This window comes from Mesorhizobium calcicola, assembly GCF_042682105.1.
Taxonomy (GTDB): Bacteria; Pseudomonadota; Alphaproteobacteria; order Rhizobiales; family Rhizobiaceae; genus Mesorhizobium; species Mesorhizobium calcicola.
This window is the reverse complement of sequence record NZ_JBHUGY010000028.1, coordinates 56,013-71,002: the sequence shown is the minus strand read 5'-3', so window position 1 is coordinate 71,002 and position 14,990 is coordinate 56,013. Positions and strand designations below refer to the sequence as shown.

Annotated in this window: 14 protein-coding genes and 4 pseudogenes; 17 read left to right on the top strand and 1 reads right to left on the bottom strand. The window is 59.4% G+C overall.

The genetic code is table 11. The annotated features are described in order from the left end of the window. The first annotated feature begins 10 nt into the window (after positions 1-10). The 6 genes and pseudogenes from ACFSQT_RS18795 to ACFSQT_RS18765 all read left to right on the top strand — a co-directional run. Entirely contained in the window at positions 11-1,135 is a 1,125-nt protein-coding gene (locus ACFSQT_RS18795) for a metallophosphoesterase family protein (protein ID WP_095088823.1), read from the top strand. Then, complete coding sequence (locus tag ACFSQT_RS18790) at positions 1,132-3,765, top strand: AAA family ATPase (RefSeq protein WP_095088828.1); 2,634 nt, start codon at positions 1,132-1,134, stop codon at positions 3,763-3,765. The genes ACFSQT_RS18795 and ACFSQT_RS18790 overlap by 4 nt, the downstream gene beginning before the upstream one ends. A 386-nt stretch (positions 3,766-4,151) precedes the next feature. After that, positions 4,152-4,329: pseudogene (locus ACFSQT_RS18785) on the top strand (ISKra4-like element ISMet1 family transposase); the annotation flags it as partial. A 196-nt stretch (positions 4,330-4,525) separates the two neighbouring features. Then, positions 4,526-4,744: an HAD family hydrolase gene (locus tag ACFSQT_RS18780; protein WP_378920658.1), complete on the top strand. Its 219-nt coding sequence runs from the start codon at positions 4,526-4,528 to the stop codon at positions 4,742-4,744. Positions 4,745-4,954: 210 nt separating this feature from the next. Further along, positions 4,955-6,268 carry a sigma-54 dependent transcriptional regulator gene (locus ACFSQT_RS18775; RefSeq protein ID WP_378920656.1) on the top strand — a complete coding sequence of 438 codons (1,314 nt, stop codon included), beginning with the start codon at positions 4,955-4,957 and terminating at the stop codon, positions 6,266-6,268. A gap of 214 nt (positions 6,269-6,482) precedes the next feature. Beyond that, positions 6,483-7,152, top strand: a pseudogene (locus ACFSQT_RS18765) (transposase); the annotation flags it as partial. Here ACFSQT_RS18765 and ACFSQT_RS39825 read toward each other — a convergent pair. Continuing rightward, positions 7,151-7,587: pseudogene (locus ACFSQT_RS39825) on the bottom strand (transposase); the annotation flags it as partial. The pseudogenes ACFSQT_RS18765 and ACFSQT_RS39825 overlap by 2 nt on opposite strands. Here ACFSQT_RS39825 and ACFSQT_RS18755 point away from each other — a divergent pair. From ACFSQT_RS18755 to ACFSQT_RS18705, 11 genes and pseudogenes are all read left to right on the top strand, one after another. Further along, positions 7,558-7,761 (top strand): annotated as a pseudogene (locus ACFSQT_RS18755) (IS256 family transposase); the annotation flags it as partial. The pseudogenes ACFSQT_RS39825 and ACFSQT_RS18755 overlap by 30 nt on opposite strands. A 383-nt stretch (positions 7,762-8,144) precedes the next feature. Beyond that, the gene (locus tag ACFSQT_RS18750) at positions 8,145-9,107 is read left to right on the top strand and encodes an NADH-quinone oxidoreductase subunit B family protein (protein WP_378920652.1); all 963 of its coding nucleotides are present in this window, start codon (positions 8,145-8,147) and stop codon (positions 9,105-9,107) included. A 58-nt stretch (positions 9,108-9,165) separates the two neighbouring features. Next, positions 9,166-10,764 (top strand): nickel-dependent hydrogenase large subunit, encoded by a 1,599-nt coding sequence (locus ACFSQT_RS18745; RefSeq protein ID WP_095090101.1) that lies wholly within the window; start codon positions 9,166-9,168, stop codon positions 10,762-10,764. A 98-nt stretch (positions 10,765-10,862) separates the two neighbouring features. Continuing rightward, positions 10,863-11,177 (top strand): hypothetical protein, encoded by a 315-nt coding sequence (locus ACFSQT_RS18740; protein ID WP_095090103.1) that lies wholly within the window; start codon positions 10,863-10,865, stop codon positions 11,175-11,177. Positions 11,178-11,195: 18 nt separating this feature from the next. After that, on the top strand, positions 11,196-11,519 hold the full coding sequence (locus tag ACFSQT_RS18735; RefSeq protein ID WP_095090105.1) for a hypothetical protein: 324 nt from the start codon (positions 11,196-11,198) through the stop codon (positions 11,517-11,519). Beyond that, positions 11,498-12,019 (top strand): hydrogenase maturation protease, encoded by a 522-nt coding sequence (locus tag ACFSQT_RS18730; protein ID WP_245331252.1) that lies wholly within the window; start codon positions 11,498-11,500, stop codon positions 12,017-12,019. The genes ACFSQT_RS18735 and ACFSQT_RS18730 overlap by 22 nt, the downstream gene beginning before the upstream one ends. Beyond that, positions 12,004-12,327, top strand: a complete 324-nt coding sequence (locus tag ACFSQT_RS18725; protein ID WP_095090107.1) for a hypothetical protein — start codon at positions 12,004-12,006, stop codon at positions 12,325-12,327. Before ACFSQT_RS18730 ends, ACFSQT_RS18725 begins: the two co-directional genes overlap by 16 nt. 74 nt (positions 12,328-12,401) lie before the next feature. Next, positions 12,402-13,348, top strand: a protein-coding gene (locus ACFSQT_RS18720) for an IS630 family transposase (RefSeq protein ID WP_417568608.1) whose coding sequence is annotated in 2 segments (ribosomal slippage) — positions 12,402-12,743 and positions 12,746-13,348 — 945 coding nt in all. Because the reading frame shifts where the segments join, the coding sequence is not laid out codon by codon here. A 366-nt stretch (positions 13,349-13,714) separates the two neighbouring features. Then, entirely contained in the window at positions 13,715-14,506 is a 792-nt protein-coding gene (locus ACFSQT_RS18715; RefSeq protein ID WP_378920647.1) for a hypothetical protein, read from the top strand. Between the two features lie 37 nt (positions 14,507-14,543). Beyond that, on the top strand, positions 14,544-14,756 hold the full coding sequence (locus tag ACFSQT_RS18710; RefSeq protein ID WP_095090111.1) for a hypothetical protein: 213 nt from the start codon (positions 14,544-14,546) through the stop codon (positions 14,754-14,756). Positions 14,757-14,765: 9 nt separating this feature from the next. Next, positions 14,766-14,990, top strand: coding sequence for a hypothetical protein (locus ACFSQT_RS18705; RefSeq protein ID WP_095090114.1), 225 nt, complete (start codon positions 14,766-14,768; stop codon positions 14,988-14,990).

Sequence of the window (14,990 nt, the reverse complement as noted above, 5' to 3'; positions counted from 1 at the left end):
CGGAGACTCCATGTTTCGTTTCATCCACAGCTCCGATCTTCATATCGGCAAGCGGTTCGGCAACATGCCGGAGGATCTGCGCGGGCGGCTCCGTGAAGCGCGCCATAGCGCGATCAGCCGGCTGGCAGAACAGGCACGGGTCCATGGTGCATCCACCATATTGCTGGCCGGCGATACGTTCGACACCGAAACGCCTACACCAGCGATGTTGCGGCAGGCCCTTGCCGAGATGAGCCGGAGCGCGCCCTTGCGCTGGATATTGCTCCCTGGCAACCACGATTCACTGTTAGCTGATCAATTGTGGAGCGCTGCGGGCAGCGTTGTGCCGGACAATGTCATACTGGCCACCCGGCCCGAAATCCTGACCATTGCTGCGGACGTGGCGCTGCTGCCCGCACCGTGCACGACCCGCAGACCCGGTCGCGACCTTACCGAGTGGATGAACAACGCCGCGACACCGCAAGGCGCCATCCGGGTCGGACTTGCTCATGGCGCCATTCAGAACTTTTCAGAAGATTCAGTAGCGTCCGACGTCATTGCACCAGATCGCGCGACCAAGGCCGGCCTCGATTATCTGGCACTTGGCGACTGGCACGGGCCCGTCACCATCAATGAGCGCAGCCGCTACAGCGGTGCGCCCGAACCTGACCGTTTCAAGCATGATACACCCGGTCAGGCCCTTGTCGTTTCCATTGCCGGGCCTGGCGCCCTGCCCGAGATCGTGGCCGTCGAAACAGCCAGCTTTTCCTGGAAAACCGCTCCACTGCATTTGCTGTCTGGCGATGACAGCGCGGCGGCATTCGAAGCGTTGCTACCACCGGCAGACTTGCGGCGTCAGACCTTGCTGCGAATTGCCGCGTCTGGCCGGGTACGGGTAAGCGGACGAACCGCCCTCGAAGCCGCGGTCGCGGCAGTCGCGCCGGACTACGCCTATCTGGAGCTGCAAGGGGACGGCCTGGCGACCGACTGCGAAAGCGGCGATTTGGATCGGATCGGTCGCTCCGGCGCCCTTCGCGAGGCAGCGCAGGCACTGTTGGATGAAAGCACCGACGAAAGGCGGTCGACTGTCGAACGCGACATTTCACGACAAGCACTGGTTCGGCTGTTTAGCTATTGCGAGGCGATGGGATCATGAAACTTACAGCCCTTCGGCTGCACAACGTCAAACGGTTCGCTGGGCAAGGCGTCGCCATCGAGAACATAGGCGACGGCGTCAACGTGCTTTGCGCGGTCAATGAATTCGGCAAATCAACTTTCTTCGAAGCACTCCATGCACTCTTTTTCCAGCCTCATACGGGGACGCCCGAAGGCGTAAGACTGCTACGGCCTTATAGTGGTGGCAATCCGGTGGTGGAGGCCGACATCACCACTTCAGAAGGACGCTATCGGCTTACCAAGCAGTTTTATGGTGGCAAGCTGGCCAGCGTTACCGACCTCGAGCGGAGCCGACTGTTGGCTCAAGCGGATGAGGCCGAAGCGTTTATTGGCAATCTAATCCATGGCGGAACCGCAGGACCGGCAGGATTGCTCTGGGTTCGCCAAGGAGTCACCGGCATCGAAAGGCGAAGCAAAAGCGAGGAGGATGGCGACAAACGCGTGCGCGAAAGCCTACTATCCTCGGTTCAGGGGGAAGTTGAAGCCCTGACCGGCGGGCGACGCATGGCGGAAATCGCCGCCGCATGCGAAGAAGAACTCTATAGCCTGGTTACGTCAACGCTGCGTCCCAAGAGCGGCGGTCTCTATGCGGCGGCGCTCGATGAGCGTGACAAACTGCTGAAAAAAGAACTGCGCCTCAGCGCCGAAGTTGCAGGTCTGCGCGATGCGCTCGACAAGCGGCGCATGGCGTTGGCGCGTCTGTCTGAGCTTGAAAACCCTGAAGAAGGCGCTACCCGGCGGGAGGGTATCTCGGCCGCCGAAGCCGCGGTCGAGGCTGCCAAATCGCATAGCGAAGCCCTGAAGGCTGCTGAAGCGGAAGCTGCCCTGGCCGCAATTCACCACGACGCGGCGAAGCAGGCCCTCGATAGTTTTCGGACCGCGCTCAAACGAGCTGCGGATTTGCGCGAGCAGTCGACAATTGCGCAGCTTCGCCGCAGTGAGGTTCTCGATCGGCGCGCTTCTGCCATAGTCGAAAACGAACAAGTGATGGCAGAAGTTCAAGTAGCCGAACAGGAAGAGCGCGAAGCTCGCGAACTGCTCGCGCGGCTGGATGCGACCCTCTTGGCGCGCGACGCAGCCGAACAACTGGCAAGCCTACACAACCGGCTGAAACAAGCCGAAGTCGCCAGAACCCAGATCGAAGATGGAGAGGCAGCGCTGGCGATGCTGGCGGTGCCGGAACAGGCTGTCGAGCAGCTCCAAGCGCTCGAAATCGACATTGCCGGCCTTCGTGCAGCTCAACTGGGAACCCTGCCGACGCTACGCATGGAATATCGGGACGGCGCCGCCGATTTGGTGACCATCGATGCCAAGCCTTTGCTCCATGCAGTAGACCAAAGCTTTGCTGGCACCGTGCGCATAGACATTGCCGGCATCGGAGCTTTGACCCTGCGCTCAATTCGGCCCCAGCAAGCCAACCGGACCATCGAAGAAGCCGAAGCGAAGCACCACAGCCTGCTTGCGTCCCTTGGCGTCGACAGCCTCATGACGGCACGCCAGCGCCTGGTTGAAGCGCGCGACAAGGCTGCCGAACTGGGCTTGGCGCGTCAGCGGCTCGGCGATCTCGCGCCCAAGGGAATACAGCAATTGCACGAGGAGCTTGCCCGACTGAGTGCCCTCGCGGCCGGGAACCTCGAACTTATAGTCGATTCGCGACAGATCCGGCAAAATCATGCAGCAGCCCAGCAGCGTGTGGCGACAACACGCAACAACGTGCGCGAGGCCCTGCCCCTGCGCAGCCACGCCGACGAGGCTGTCATGGCCGCCGAGACTGCTTACCTGACCATCCAGGCGGAACTGACCAGCCTCGAGGTCATATTGGGACCTGACGCAGCGCGCCAGGAAAAGGAGCGCTTGCTCCTTACCGAGGCCACCGCACGACAAACTCTGCGCGAAGCGGCTGAGATGCGCGCTGCGCCGCTGCGCGACGGCGCTCACGATCTCACCAGCGCCGAAGCTGTCCTGCGCCGTGCCCGCTCGGTCCAGGATGCCGCCACGCAGGAAGCAAGTCAGTTGCGTGTAACTCTAGCCGATCTCAATGGCCATATTCGCACCCGGTCCGACGACGCGGTGGAAGAAGCTTGGCGCGAGGCCAGAGAAAAATTGGAAGTCGCTGAAGAGCGAGTGGGACGCTTCGAAATCGAAAAGGCCGTCCTCGACCGGCTGCGTACAACGCTGGTCGCTGCGCGCTCGGCGGCACGCGATCTATATCTCACGCCGGTCATGTCCGAGCTGCGGCCGCTGCTCAGACTGTTATTCGACGACATCTCCATAGTGTTCGATGAGAATACACTGTTGCCGCAGACCGTTCGTCGCAATGGTCAGGACGAGGATGTCGAGAGGTTGAGTGGCGGCATGCGAGAACAGCTTTCGGTTCTGACCCGGCTGGCCTTCGCTCGTCTGCTCGCCCGCGACGGGCGACCCACACCGGTTATCCTCGATGACGCGTTGGTCTATTCCGATGACGATCGCATTGAGCGCATGTTCGACGCTTTGCATCGTCAATCACGCGATCAGCAGATTCTCGTTTTCTCCTGTCGCCAACGCGCGTTCGCAAAACTCGGCGGAAACATTTTGCAGATGAGCGACTGGCAACCAGGTAAGTCATAAGCGGAGACGAGATGGCTCTGTCCGAAATTTGTATATATGTTTCGGACAGGCGTGATCTCGGACGGCGCCGAAATCCTGAAGCGGCTGCCCCGCGCCATGCCGAAGCCGACAGCCCACATCATCGACTGGTTCCACATTGCCATAAAGATCCAGCCCATGCAGCAGATCGCCGATCACATCGTTCCCAGTCCGACCCTTTTGAAGTGCTTCCAACCATCGACAAGGACATCAAAGCCGTGAAGTGGCGTCTCTGGCACGGGCGGGTCGATGGCGCGATCCGCGACCTGGAGCAACTCCTGGCGAGACTGAAAGACTCGCAAAGGGACGGCGAGTTCTCGATTGCACGGCTTTTTAGCCTCGCCTCGCAGCTCCTGACCTATGTCCATTCAAATCGCGGCGCGATCGTCAACTATGGAAAGCGCTATCGGGCTGGGCTTCGCGTTGCCTCCGCTCTGGCCGAGTCGGCGGTGAATTCACTCGTCAGCAAGCGGATGGTCAAAAAGCAACAGATGCGCTGGTCCCCCCACGGTGCCCACATGCTCATGCAGGTCCGGACGGCGGAGATCAATGGCGAACTTCGCGATCGGCTGCGGGCACCCTTCCGACAGCCAGAGCCAAACGTGCCCCCCACTATTCAAGCCCAACCCCCCCTTCTGCGCGCCGCGTAACCCCAGAGAAATTACCGGTCTCTCGTCGCAAATGCGGCATTGGTACCCAAGCCCGCGCCTGACATGCTCTTGTACGCACTCGCCGGCTTGGCGTGGAGCCCCGCGATGCCGTCATGGTGGGCGACAGCGCCATCGACATCGATGCAGCGCACAACGCTAGCCTGCCGGTCGTCTTCCTTCTCAACGGCTATATGAGAAGCCCCAACGAGGCCGCCGAAGCCGATCTGACTATCGCCGATCTCGGCGATCTTGCAGCCGCCATTGAAGCGATCTGGGCAGTCGGCCGACCTCGCTTTTCGAAAAGCACTTGACGCCTGATGGCCTAAACTCGCGATTGATGTCTATGTGTCCCGCTGCTAACAAGATACGCAGAGTGGAAACCATCTTTCATGGATCAGCCAGGCACGATCGTCATTCTAGCACGACCCGGAAGCGAATGGAGGTCGCCATGCGAGGTGCTTTCGGAGCGCTATGCCTATCGGGTTGTCCTTGCAAGTTCCCCTGCCGAGGCGCTTACGGCGATGAGCAGTATCCAGGTTGACTTGGCGATTGCGGAAGACGGTGGTGACGACACGAGCGGGCTTGACTTTCTAACCCAGCTGCGCGTCTCTCATCCTGACATTGTGCGCGTGTACGTAACCCCAGATTCGCACCGCGTGTCCATGCAGGCGCTGGCGCGAGCGGCGATCTACCAATTCCTTCTCACTCCACTCGACGCCGTGCAGCTTGGTCTGGTCGTAGAGCGAGCACTGGAGACTCGCGAACTGGCTCGCCGCCATCGGATTCTCGCGCGCGAGTTCAAGATCTCTGGTGCCTCGCTCATCTTCGGCGAGCGCAAAGGCTCGCCCTTTCGGCCGGAAAGCCAACGCTTCGAGAAGCTTGTCTATGTCAGTGAGAAAATGGCTGAGATGTGCGACCTGGCACGCCAAGCCGCCACCACGGAACTGCCGATCCTCATTCAAGGCGAAACCGGCACTGGAAAGGAATTGCTTGCGCGCGCTGTCCATTACAATTCGACGCGACGAACCAGTCCGCTGCTTGTGCAAAATTGCGGCGGAATGTCGGACGAATTGTTGCAGTCTGAGCTGTTCGGCCACAAGCGCGGCGCATTTACCGGAGCAATCTCTGATCGTCTCGGACTGTTTCGCGCTGCTGATGGGGGCACGGTGTTCCTTGATGAGATTTCGGAAGTGTCACCTTCGTTCCAGGTCAGCTTGCTGCGCTTCCTTCAGGAAGGAGAAGTCAAGCCGCTGGGTGCAGATAAGGTCCTTCATTGCAACGTTCGCGTCATCGCGGCTTCAAACCGTCCGCTTCATGATTTGGTCGCGCGAGGCGAATTTCGACAGGATCTCTATTTTCGACTGAAAGGTTTTGAGTTCGAAGTGCCGGCGCTGCGTGAGCGGCCCGATGACATCGCGCCGCTCGCGGAATTTTTCGCTGCCAAGCACGCGGACGCACTCAGCCGAAAAATCCTTGGCATCAGCGCCAGCGTCATCGACAAACTCTCCAATGGAGAGTTTCCCGGTAATGTGCGCGAACTCGAGAATGAAATCCGTCGTATGGTGGCGCTGGCAAAGGACGGCGAGTATCTAACGACTCGAAATATGTCGCCTGCATTGCTGAACGCCGCGCCGCGTCCCAAAGGGGATGGGGCAAGCATCTTCCAGCCGGAAGGTGTGACGCTAAAGGATCAGGTCGAAAGCCTCGAAAAGCAAATTGTCCGCCGGGCGCTCACACGTCACCACTGGAACCAAAGCCGTGCTGCCGATGAGCTCGGCCTGTCACGCGTCGGTCTTGCCAACAAGATTAAGCGATATAATCTTAACCACAATTAGGTGGTCGATCAGTACGGCACCACTGTAAGTCGAACCGTCGTCATCGCCGGTTTCCGCAATCGCGGGTATCGCCAGTCGGAGCAAAAAAGCCAGCCAAAATTCTAGGGCTTGGGCCGGAGCTATGGCGGAAACTGGGTGATGACGGTTTGAGGAGAGCGGCGTATCGAGGCGGGTGACGAAGCCTGCCAGAACCTCTCAAGGAGAGCGATACGCCATGAACAAGACTATCAACATTGTTCGCCTTCGTCAGCCCGACGAAATTGATGATCCACTGACGGATGTGCTTCGCAGCGGCGCGCGCAAATTGCTTGCGCAGGCGATGGAGATGGAAGCCGACGCGTTTCTTGCCGAGATGCGGGATCTCAAGCTTGGCGATGGCCGTGACCGGCTTGTCCGGCATGGTCACGGCCCGGAGCGGAGCATCCAGACGGGCATCGGTCCGGTGCCTGTCAGCCGGGTGAAGGTCCGGGATCGCGGCGCGACCGACGAAGCGGACCGGGTCCGGTTTTTCCTCATCGATCCTGTCGAAATGGGCGCGTCGGACGCGCAGTCTGGATGCGCTGCTTCCCGTTCTCCACCTGCGCGGCGTTTCGACGGGGGATTTTCAGGACGCTCTGGCGGCCCTCTTGGGCAAGGAGGCGCCGAACCTGTCACCCTCGGTGATCACGCGGCTGACGGCACAGTGGAACGCCGAATACGATCGTTGGCAAAAGCGCGATCTTTCGGCGCGCCACTATGTCTATGTGTGGGCGGACGGGATCTATCTGCAGGCCCGGATGGAAGACCATGCCGAATGCATGCTGGTTCTGATCGGCGCCACACCCGAGGGCAAGAAGGAACTTGTCGGCTTCCAGACCGGTATTCGCGAGGGTGCGCAAAGCTGGTCGCAAAGACGCTTTCGATGGGATTGGTAACCGACGTTCGCAGATGATCCCAGTGTTCGGCGAAGACGGCAATTGCCGTCTCGGCGGAGGCCCGGTTGGGAGCGAGATAGATTTCGCGCAGGTCTGCCTTCATGCCGGCCTGCACCGATTTCGGCACCGGGGAAATCGTAGAACGCCAGCAAGGCATTCTGATCTTTCGTCAGGCAGTCGACCGCTTTGGCATATTTCGCGTCATATTTTTCGACGCTTGTTGAGAACGTTGGCTGTCTTGTGCACCCAGCATTGCTGGTGTTTGGTGCCGGGAAGGAGCTCATCGAGCGCCTTCCAGAAGCCAAGCGCGCCGTCGCCCACGGCAAGATCGGGCGCGATCTTAAGGCCACGACGCTTGACGTCGACCAGCAGCTCGCGCCCGTTCGCCACCGCACGGTGCGTACCAAGGGCTCGCTGTCCTCGAAAACCGCCAGGCTGATGGTCTTCAAGCTGGTCATGGCCGCAGCCAGGACGTGGCGACGATTGAAAGGACAAAATCAGTTGCCGAAACTCATCGCAGGTGCCAGGTTCCTGGACGGAATCGAGGTCATCGAAACGAAGCCGCAGAGCGCCGCTTGATCAGCCTCGTCATCCAAATTCCAGCATAGCTCCTTGGGCCGATGGCGACAGTTCTTGGCGCTCCCGAGGAGCAGACCATCGGCCATTGGTGCAGCCGCTGCCGAGGCATCTGGTACGGCTATCTGCTTGAGGTCGCTTGCCCAGTCTGCGGCAACAGGCATGGCTGAGGGCCTTTCTGGCGCGGCAAGCCCTTGGCAGAGAGGTAACCTTCCTTGCACATGAAAATGAAGTATGCGCAAAGCACAGCCTCATTGCCGCAGCGCAATATATTGGTTGGCGGATTTTGCTGGCTTTTTTGCGTTTCCACAGATTGGCACGAAGGTTGCTTTTCTCCTTTTTGAACGGCTGCGCCAAAATGCAGCGTCGATCAGGATGAGGGAACTATGGCCAATCTTCTATGGCTCCAGGGCGGAGCCTGTTCCGGCAACACGATGTCGTTCCTCAATGCCGAGGAGCCAAGCGCCTGCGATCTGGTGACGGATTTCGGCATCAATGTGCTTTGGCACCCATCTCTGGGCATGGAGCTGGGCGACAACCTTAAGAAACTGCTGAGGGCGCTGACCTCCGGCCAGATGGCGCTCGATATTTTCGTTTTCGAAGGCACCGTCGTGAACGCTCCAGACGGTACGGGCGAATGGAACCGCTTTGCCGGGCGGCCGATGAAGGACTGGGTTGCCGATCTCGCCAAGGTGGCGAATTTCACAGTCGCGATTGGCGACTGTGCGACTTGGGGCGGTATCCCTGCGACGGCCCCCAATCCGTCCGAAAGCAACGGGTTGCAATTCCTCAAGCGCGCCCATGGCGGCTTTCTCGGCAAGGATTACAAATCCAAGGCTGGCCTTCCGGTCATCAACATTCCTGGTTGCCCGGCCCATCCCGACTGGATCACCCAGATCGTGGTGGCGGTGGCCACCGGGCGTGCTGCCGATCTGACGCTCGACGAGTTCCAGCGGCCAAAAACCTTCTTCACGTCCTTCACACAGACAGGTTGCACGCGCAACATGCACTTCGCCTACAAGGTTTCTGCGACCGAGTTCGGCCAACGCAAGGGCTGCCTGTTCTATGATCTGGGCTGCCGCGGGCCGATGACGCATTCACCCTGCAACCGAATTCTGTGGAATCGGCAGTCGTCCAAGACACGCGCCGGGATGCCGTGCATGGGTTGCACCGAGCCGGAATTCCCGTTCTTCGATCTGGCCCCTGGCACTGTTTTCAAGACCCAGACGGTCATGGGCGTCCCCAAGGACATGCCCAGTGGCGTCGACAAGATTGGTTACGTCAAGCTGACCGCCGCGGCCAAGGCGGCGTCTCCGCGCTGGGCTGAAGAGGACATCTTCGTCGTCTGAGCCAGTTTTGTCCCAAATTCGCTAGCGATCAAACTTCATTTCAGAAAGGTCATCGACCATGTCCGCTGCTATACAGACACTTGATATTTCACCTGTTGGCCGCGTCGAGGGTGATCTCGACGTCCGTGTCGACATCAAGGACGGTGTTGTCGTCAACGCCTGGACACAGGCTGAACTCTTTCGCGGCTTCGAAGTTATTTTGCGTGACAAGGATCCGCAGGCAGGCTTGGTGGTGACACCGCGAGCCTGCGGCATCTGCGGGGCGTCGCATCTGACCTGCGCCGCTTGGGCGCTCGACACAGCATGGAAGACCGAAGTTCCGCGGAACGCTATTGTGGCGCGCAATCTCGGTCAGATCGTCGAAAGTCTGCAGAGTTTGCCCCGCCATCACTACGGTCTGTTTATGATCGACTACACCAACAAGAATTACGCCAAGTCCAAGTTTTATGAGGAGGCCGTCAAGCGCTGGGCACCTTTCACGGGCACCAATTATGAGATCGGCGTGACCATTTCGGGACGGCCAGTCGAGATTTATGCGCTGCTCGGCGGGCAATGGCCGCATTCGAGCTATATGGTACCAGGTGGCGTAGTGTGTGCTCCCACGTTGACGGATGTCACCCGTGCCTGTGGTATTCTTGAGCACTTCAAGCGTAATTGGATCGAAGCCGTGTGGCTCGGCTGCACGCTGGAACGCTACCAAGAAATAAAGTCCTACGATGATTTCATGGCCTGGCTCGATGAACGTCCAGAACATGCCAATTCCGATCTCGGCATGTTCTGGCGCATGAGCCTCGACATCGGCGCCGACAAATACGGCAACGGCGTCGGGAAGTATGTCAGCTGGGGATACCTGCCGCACGAAGACAAGTATCAGAAGCCGACAATCGAGGGCCGCAACGCGGCGTTGATCATGAAAAGCGGCGTCTATGACGGCCACGCCGACACTCACAAGCTGATGGACCAGAAATTCACCCGCGAAGACACGCTTCGCGCCTGGTATGATGAACCGGGCGGCGTGCATCCCTTCGACCGTACAACCAAGCCGACCCGAAAAAACACCGTCGACATGGCCGGAAAATACTCTTGGGCGACCGCCGTGAGACACAACGAGGACGGTCGCCTCGAGGCAGGGCCACTGTCGCGTCAATTGATTGCTGGTGGTAGGCATGGCGAGAGCTTCCAGCATTACGATCCACTGGTTCTTGATATGTACAAGAAACTCGGTGGCGCCAGCGTCATGCTCCGCCACTTTGCCCGGATGCATGAGGGATTGGCGCTTTACCGCCAGGCCGAGCACGCATTGCGCGAATTCAAACTCAACGATCCCTGGTACATCAAGCCGACGGAGAAGGATGGTCGCGGCTGGGGTGCGACAGAAGCAATACGTGGGGCGCTGTGTCACTGGATCGAGGTGCAGGGCGGCAAGATCAAGAACTACCAGATCATAGCGCCGACGACGTGGAACGTCGGTCCGCGCTCGCAGGACGGCAACAGAGGGCCGATGGAGGAGGCTCTGATCGGGGCGCCTATCGCCGACCCGACCGATCCGGTCGAAGTGGGTCACGTCTGCCGGTCATATGATTCCTGTCTGGTGTGCACGGTGCATGCCCATGACGCCAGCACTGGCGAAGAACTCGCGCGTTTCAGAACGGCTTGATTGGAAAAAGTTCTCCTTCAACAGTCGGTATCTCGGCGTCCCGCTTATCAGGATCGCCGACCATCCCGGATGGCGAAGCTCCAGACAAGGCGAGTGAAATGAATAATGAGCAGCAAAAAGCTATGCTGCGAAAGATGGCCCATTTCATGGATAATGGGCTGAAGACGCAGACCGAACCTTTTCCGGAAACGGAAAAGGAGTTCGCAGCTATCCTTGACGAACTGCGCGCTCTCAATCCCGACGACCTGGAAGCCAAGATGGTTATCAGCGGTTTCTTCAATCGTCCCTATGGGCCGGATCGGCAGCGCTGCATGGAGTGCCTGTACTATCTGGTGCATCGCGAATGGTGTGACTTGCCAGAGCTTGCCGTGCCCGTTGATGCGGACTGGTGGTGCCGGCTCTGGCGCATCTGACATTGTGGGGAGGATGCCATGGCGCAAACGGCAGCAACGGATGCTGAGGTCCTCGAGCAGATCCGCTCGATGCTGGCAGGCGGCCTCAAGACCGAGGTTTTCCCGAGAGGTGACACCCACGAAGAGATTGCGCAGATCATCGCCCGTCTGCGAGAATCCGATGGAAGTCTGGAATCCAAGCTGGTGATCGGCGGCTTCACGCTCGAAACGATCGAGCATGGCGGCATCGAGCAACCTTGCGAGACCTGTATGTACTATCTCTTGCATCGCAAGTTCTGCGAATTGCCTGAGTTCGCTGTTCCGGTCGAACCGGAATGGTCATGCAGGCTCTGGCGGATCTGAACGGTGGCGAGATGATCGCAATCATCGGATGCGGCAACCCTAACAGGCGGGACGATGGCGTCGGCCCAGTTGTCATCGACCGGCTGAAGGCGCGCGGAATAGAACACTTAGGCGTCAAATTGTTCGATGCCAGAACAGATGGAATGTCGGTCATGTTCGCTGCGCGGGGCTGCACGACTTTGATCGTTGTTGACGCTTCCAAATCCGGAGTCGAACCAGGAACCATCCACGAGGTGCCGGGGGTGGAACTGGAGCGGGCCTATTCACCGGGGCTGAACCTGCACGATTTCCGCTGGGACGCCGCCCTCTACGCCGGCCGGCAGATTTTTCGCGATGCGTTTCCGCAGGATGTGACCGTGTTGCTGATCGAGGCGTCTGAACTGGACCTTGGCATTGGTCTTTCCGACGTGGTGGCGTGTTCGGCTGAAAAGGTCGTAGGTCGTATCGAAGTCCTGGTTGCAGCACTTATACCGGGGCAACAAGCATGTCCGGTGTCTTAATCGAGCTTAGGCGCGGCGGGCTCTATCTGTCCTGCGAGGTCTATGAGCGCTTCTTCGCGGGGCTGGAGACCGTGGTCCTTCTGCGGCGAAAGAGCGACCTGGTTGTGCTGCCTGTGCGTCACCCGGCGGCGGGCGGTTATTTGCTGAAGCGGCGCAACGGAGTTGGGGATCGCGTTGTCTTCGCCCCCGATTTTTTTCGTGAACATGGGATCAGCGATGATGCCGACTGCAAACTTGAGGCCGACTGGGATGCCGAGCAGGTAGCGCTAATTGCCAGCGAATGTTTTGCTAGAGCGGTTTTCCCTTAATCGGAGTCGTTTGTTTGCAGTGAACGGCTTGTTCTGATTCCCTGATCGAAGTGATTTGCGGAAGGAGCAGCGGCATGGCACGAGCTTACAGCCTGGATTTGCGGACGCGTGTTATCGAGGCGATAGAGGCAGGCCTGTCGACCCGAGAAGCGGCACGGCGGTTTGCCATCGGGATATCGACGTCTGGTGCATGGTATCGGGCCTGGCGTTCGAGCGGCAATCTGGAACCTGGGCGGCAGGGCAAGCCGAAGGTATCGAAGCTGGACGCGCACGAGACTTTCATTCTCGCCTTGGTCGAGACCGATGAGCGGGACATCACGCTTGCCGAGATCGTCGATCGCCTTGCGGCAGAGCGCGGGGTCAAAGCCAGCCTGACGACGGTCCATGCGTTCTTCGCAAAGCGTGGCATCACGTACAAAAAAAGACAGCGCACGCGGCCGAACAGCAGCGACCGGATGTTTTGGCAGCGCGGGAAGAGTGGTTCGAAGGCCAACTCGATCTCGATCCGAGCCGCCTGATCTTCATCGACGAAAGTGGCCTCAATACCAAGATGGCCCGGCTACGAGGCCGCTCTGCGCGTGGACAGCGTTGCCGGGCGGCTGTTCCTCATGGGCACTGGAAATCCACGACCTTCACGGCCGGCCTGCGCCTCGACGGGATCGTCGCGCCCTGGCTCCTGGACGGCGCCATGGATGGCGAAGCATTCCTGGTCTACTTGCGCCGCGTCCTCGTGCCGACGCTTCAACCCGACGATGTCGTCGTGATGGACAACCTGCCTGCTCATAAAGTGGTCGGTGTCCGCGAAATCATCGAGGCTGCGGGGGCTTCCCTTCGCTATCTTCCGCCCTACTCCCCGGACTTTAACCCCATTGAGATGGCCTTCGCCAAGCTGAAGGCTTTACTGCGAAAGGCAGCAGCCCGGTCCATCCCGGAATTATGGGACGCCGTGGCCGTCGCCATCGATCGTTTCCACCCCAAAGAATGCGAAAACCTGTTCGCCCACGCCGGCTACGATGCCTAACCGTGATTATCCAGAAACTGCTCTAGCACGCATTTTGCATACTAAGTTTACTATTCGTAATTTATATAGACAGGTAAAGGAAAGTGCGTTAGCATTTTTGCCAATAAAGTAAGCTGCATCTCACGCGGTCAGTGGAGGAACCCAAGAATGAACGGCGATCGCGTTGGCGACGAAGTGCGGGCAGCGTTGAGTGTGGCGGACGATGCGGGCGCAAGTCCCTCGGAGCGAACCGAAATGCTCATGGAAATCGCCATGGGGCTGCAGCAGCGTCCGAAAAATCCCGAGCAGATCGCCGCCGCCGTTTTTCTCTACGACCGCGCCTTGGCGCTCTGCCCCGAGGACCAGCGCCTGCTTGACGCGCGTATCATGGCGCGCAAGGGCACGGCGCTTCTCGTCCTGCCGGAAGGCGGCACGCTGGCGCTGCAGCAGGCCCGCGAGGCTTTCGAGGCCGCCATCCCGCATTTCACCGATTTCGGACGTCCGGAGGAACTGGCCGAGACAGAGATGAACCTTGGTCTTGCCATCCAGAATCTCGCCGGTCAGCACAAGGCCCGCATCACCGACGCGATCTCGGCCTATCAGCGTGCTTTGCGCACCTTCGACAAGCTGCGGTTCCCCAAGGAATTTGCCATCGTGCAGAACAATGTGGCGACGGCTTTCCTGTCGATGCCGTTCACCGACTCCAGAGCCAAAATGCGGGAGGCGCTGGCCGTGCAGGCGTTCGAGGAAGGCCTGAAGGTTGTCAATCTGATCGATCATCCGACCGAGTACGCCATGCTGCAGAACAATCTCGGCAACGCACTGCAATATGCTTCATCGAGTCGTACGCTGGAAAATAATTTGCGCGCGCTTGACGCTTACGATGAGGCCCTGAAAGTCCGATCGCGTGAAACGATGCCCCTCGAATTTGCCAATACGATCGCCAACAAGGCGAACTGTGTATGGAACCTGCCGGACGATCCAGAGCATCCCGAACGTGGCAATCGAGTTAACCTGCTTCTCGCGCAACAGTATTACCAGGAATGTCGTACTATTTTCAGCCGTAGCGGCGAAGCAGAAAAATCTCGCTTCGTTGCCGAGGCCTGCGACCAGATCGGCCGCGAATTGCTTGCCGTGGCGCCCACGAACGGAACCGGCGCGCACGCGCAAACCGGGTGATGGTTATTTCATCAAGCATACGAAAGGAGAATGGCAAGTGACGGCAGTAGTACTCACAATAGGCAGCGTCGCATTGGCGCTTGCAACAGGGCTCGTGGCCTCGGGTATCGGCGGAGCCATCGGCGGCGTGGCGACCGGTGGCAAGGCTCTCGGCAACGAGCTGGCCGCTATGTTGGGCTCCTTCTATGGCCCGGTTGGCGGATTCTCCGGCGTGCTTGCTGGTATCGTCATCCTGGCTCTTGTCGGCTGAGGCGGCGCCATGTGGGAAATGGCCAAGAGCTCCATCCTCCTGTTTTTGCGCGGGAAACTGTTTTCCGAACCGTCCAAGGTCTATCGCCAATCGGCGATAGGCGCCGTCACAACAGCTGTGCTGGTCGTAGTGCTGGCCAAGCTCGGCCTGCCTGTAGCCGCAGCGACTGCGATCGCCGGCTTGATCGGGGGTGCGTTGCAGCCATATCTCTTCAAAGATCTGCGGTATCGGTGA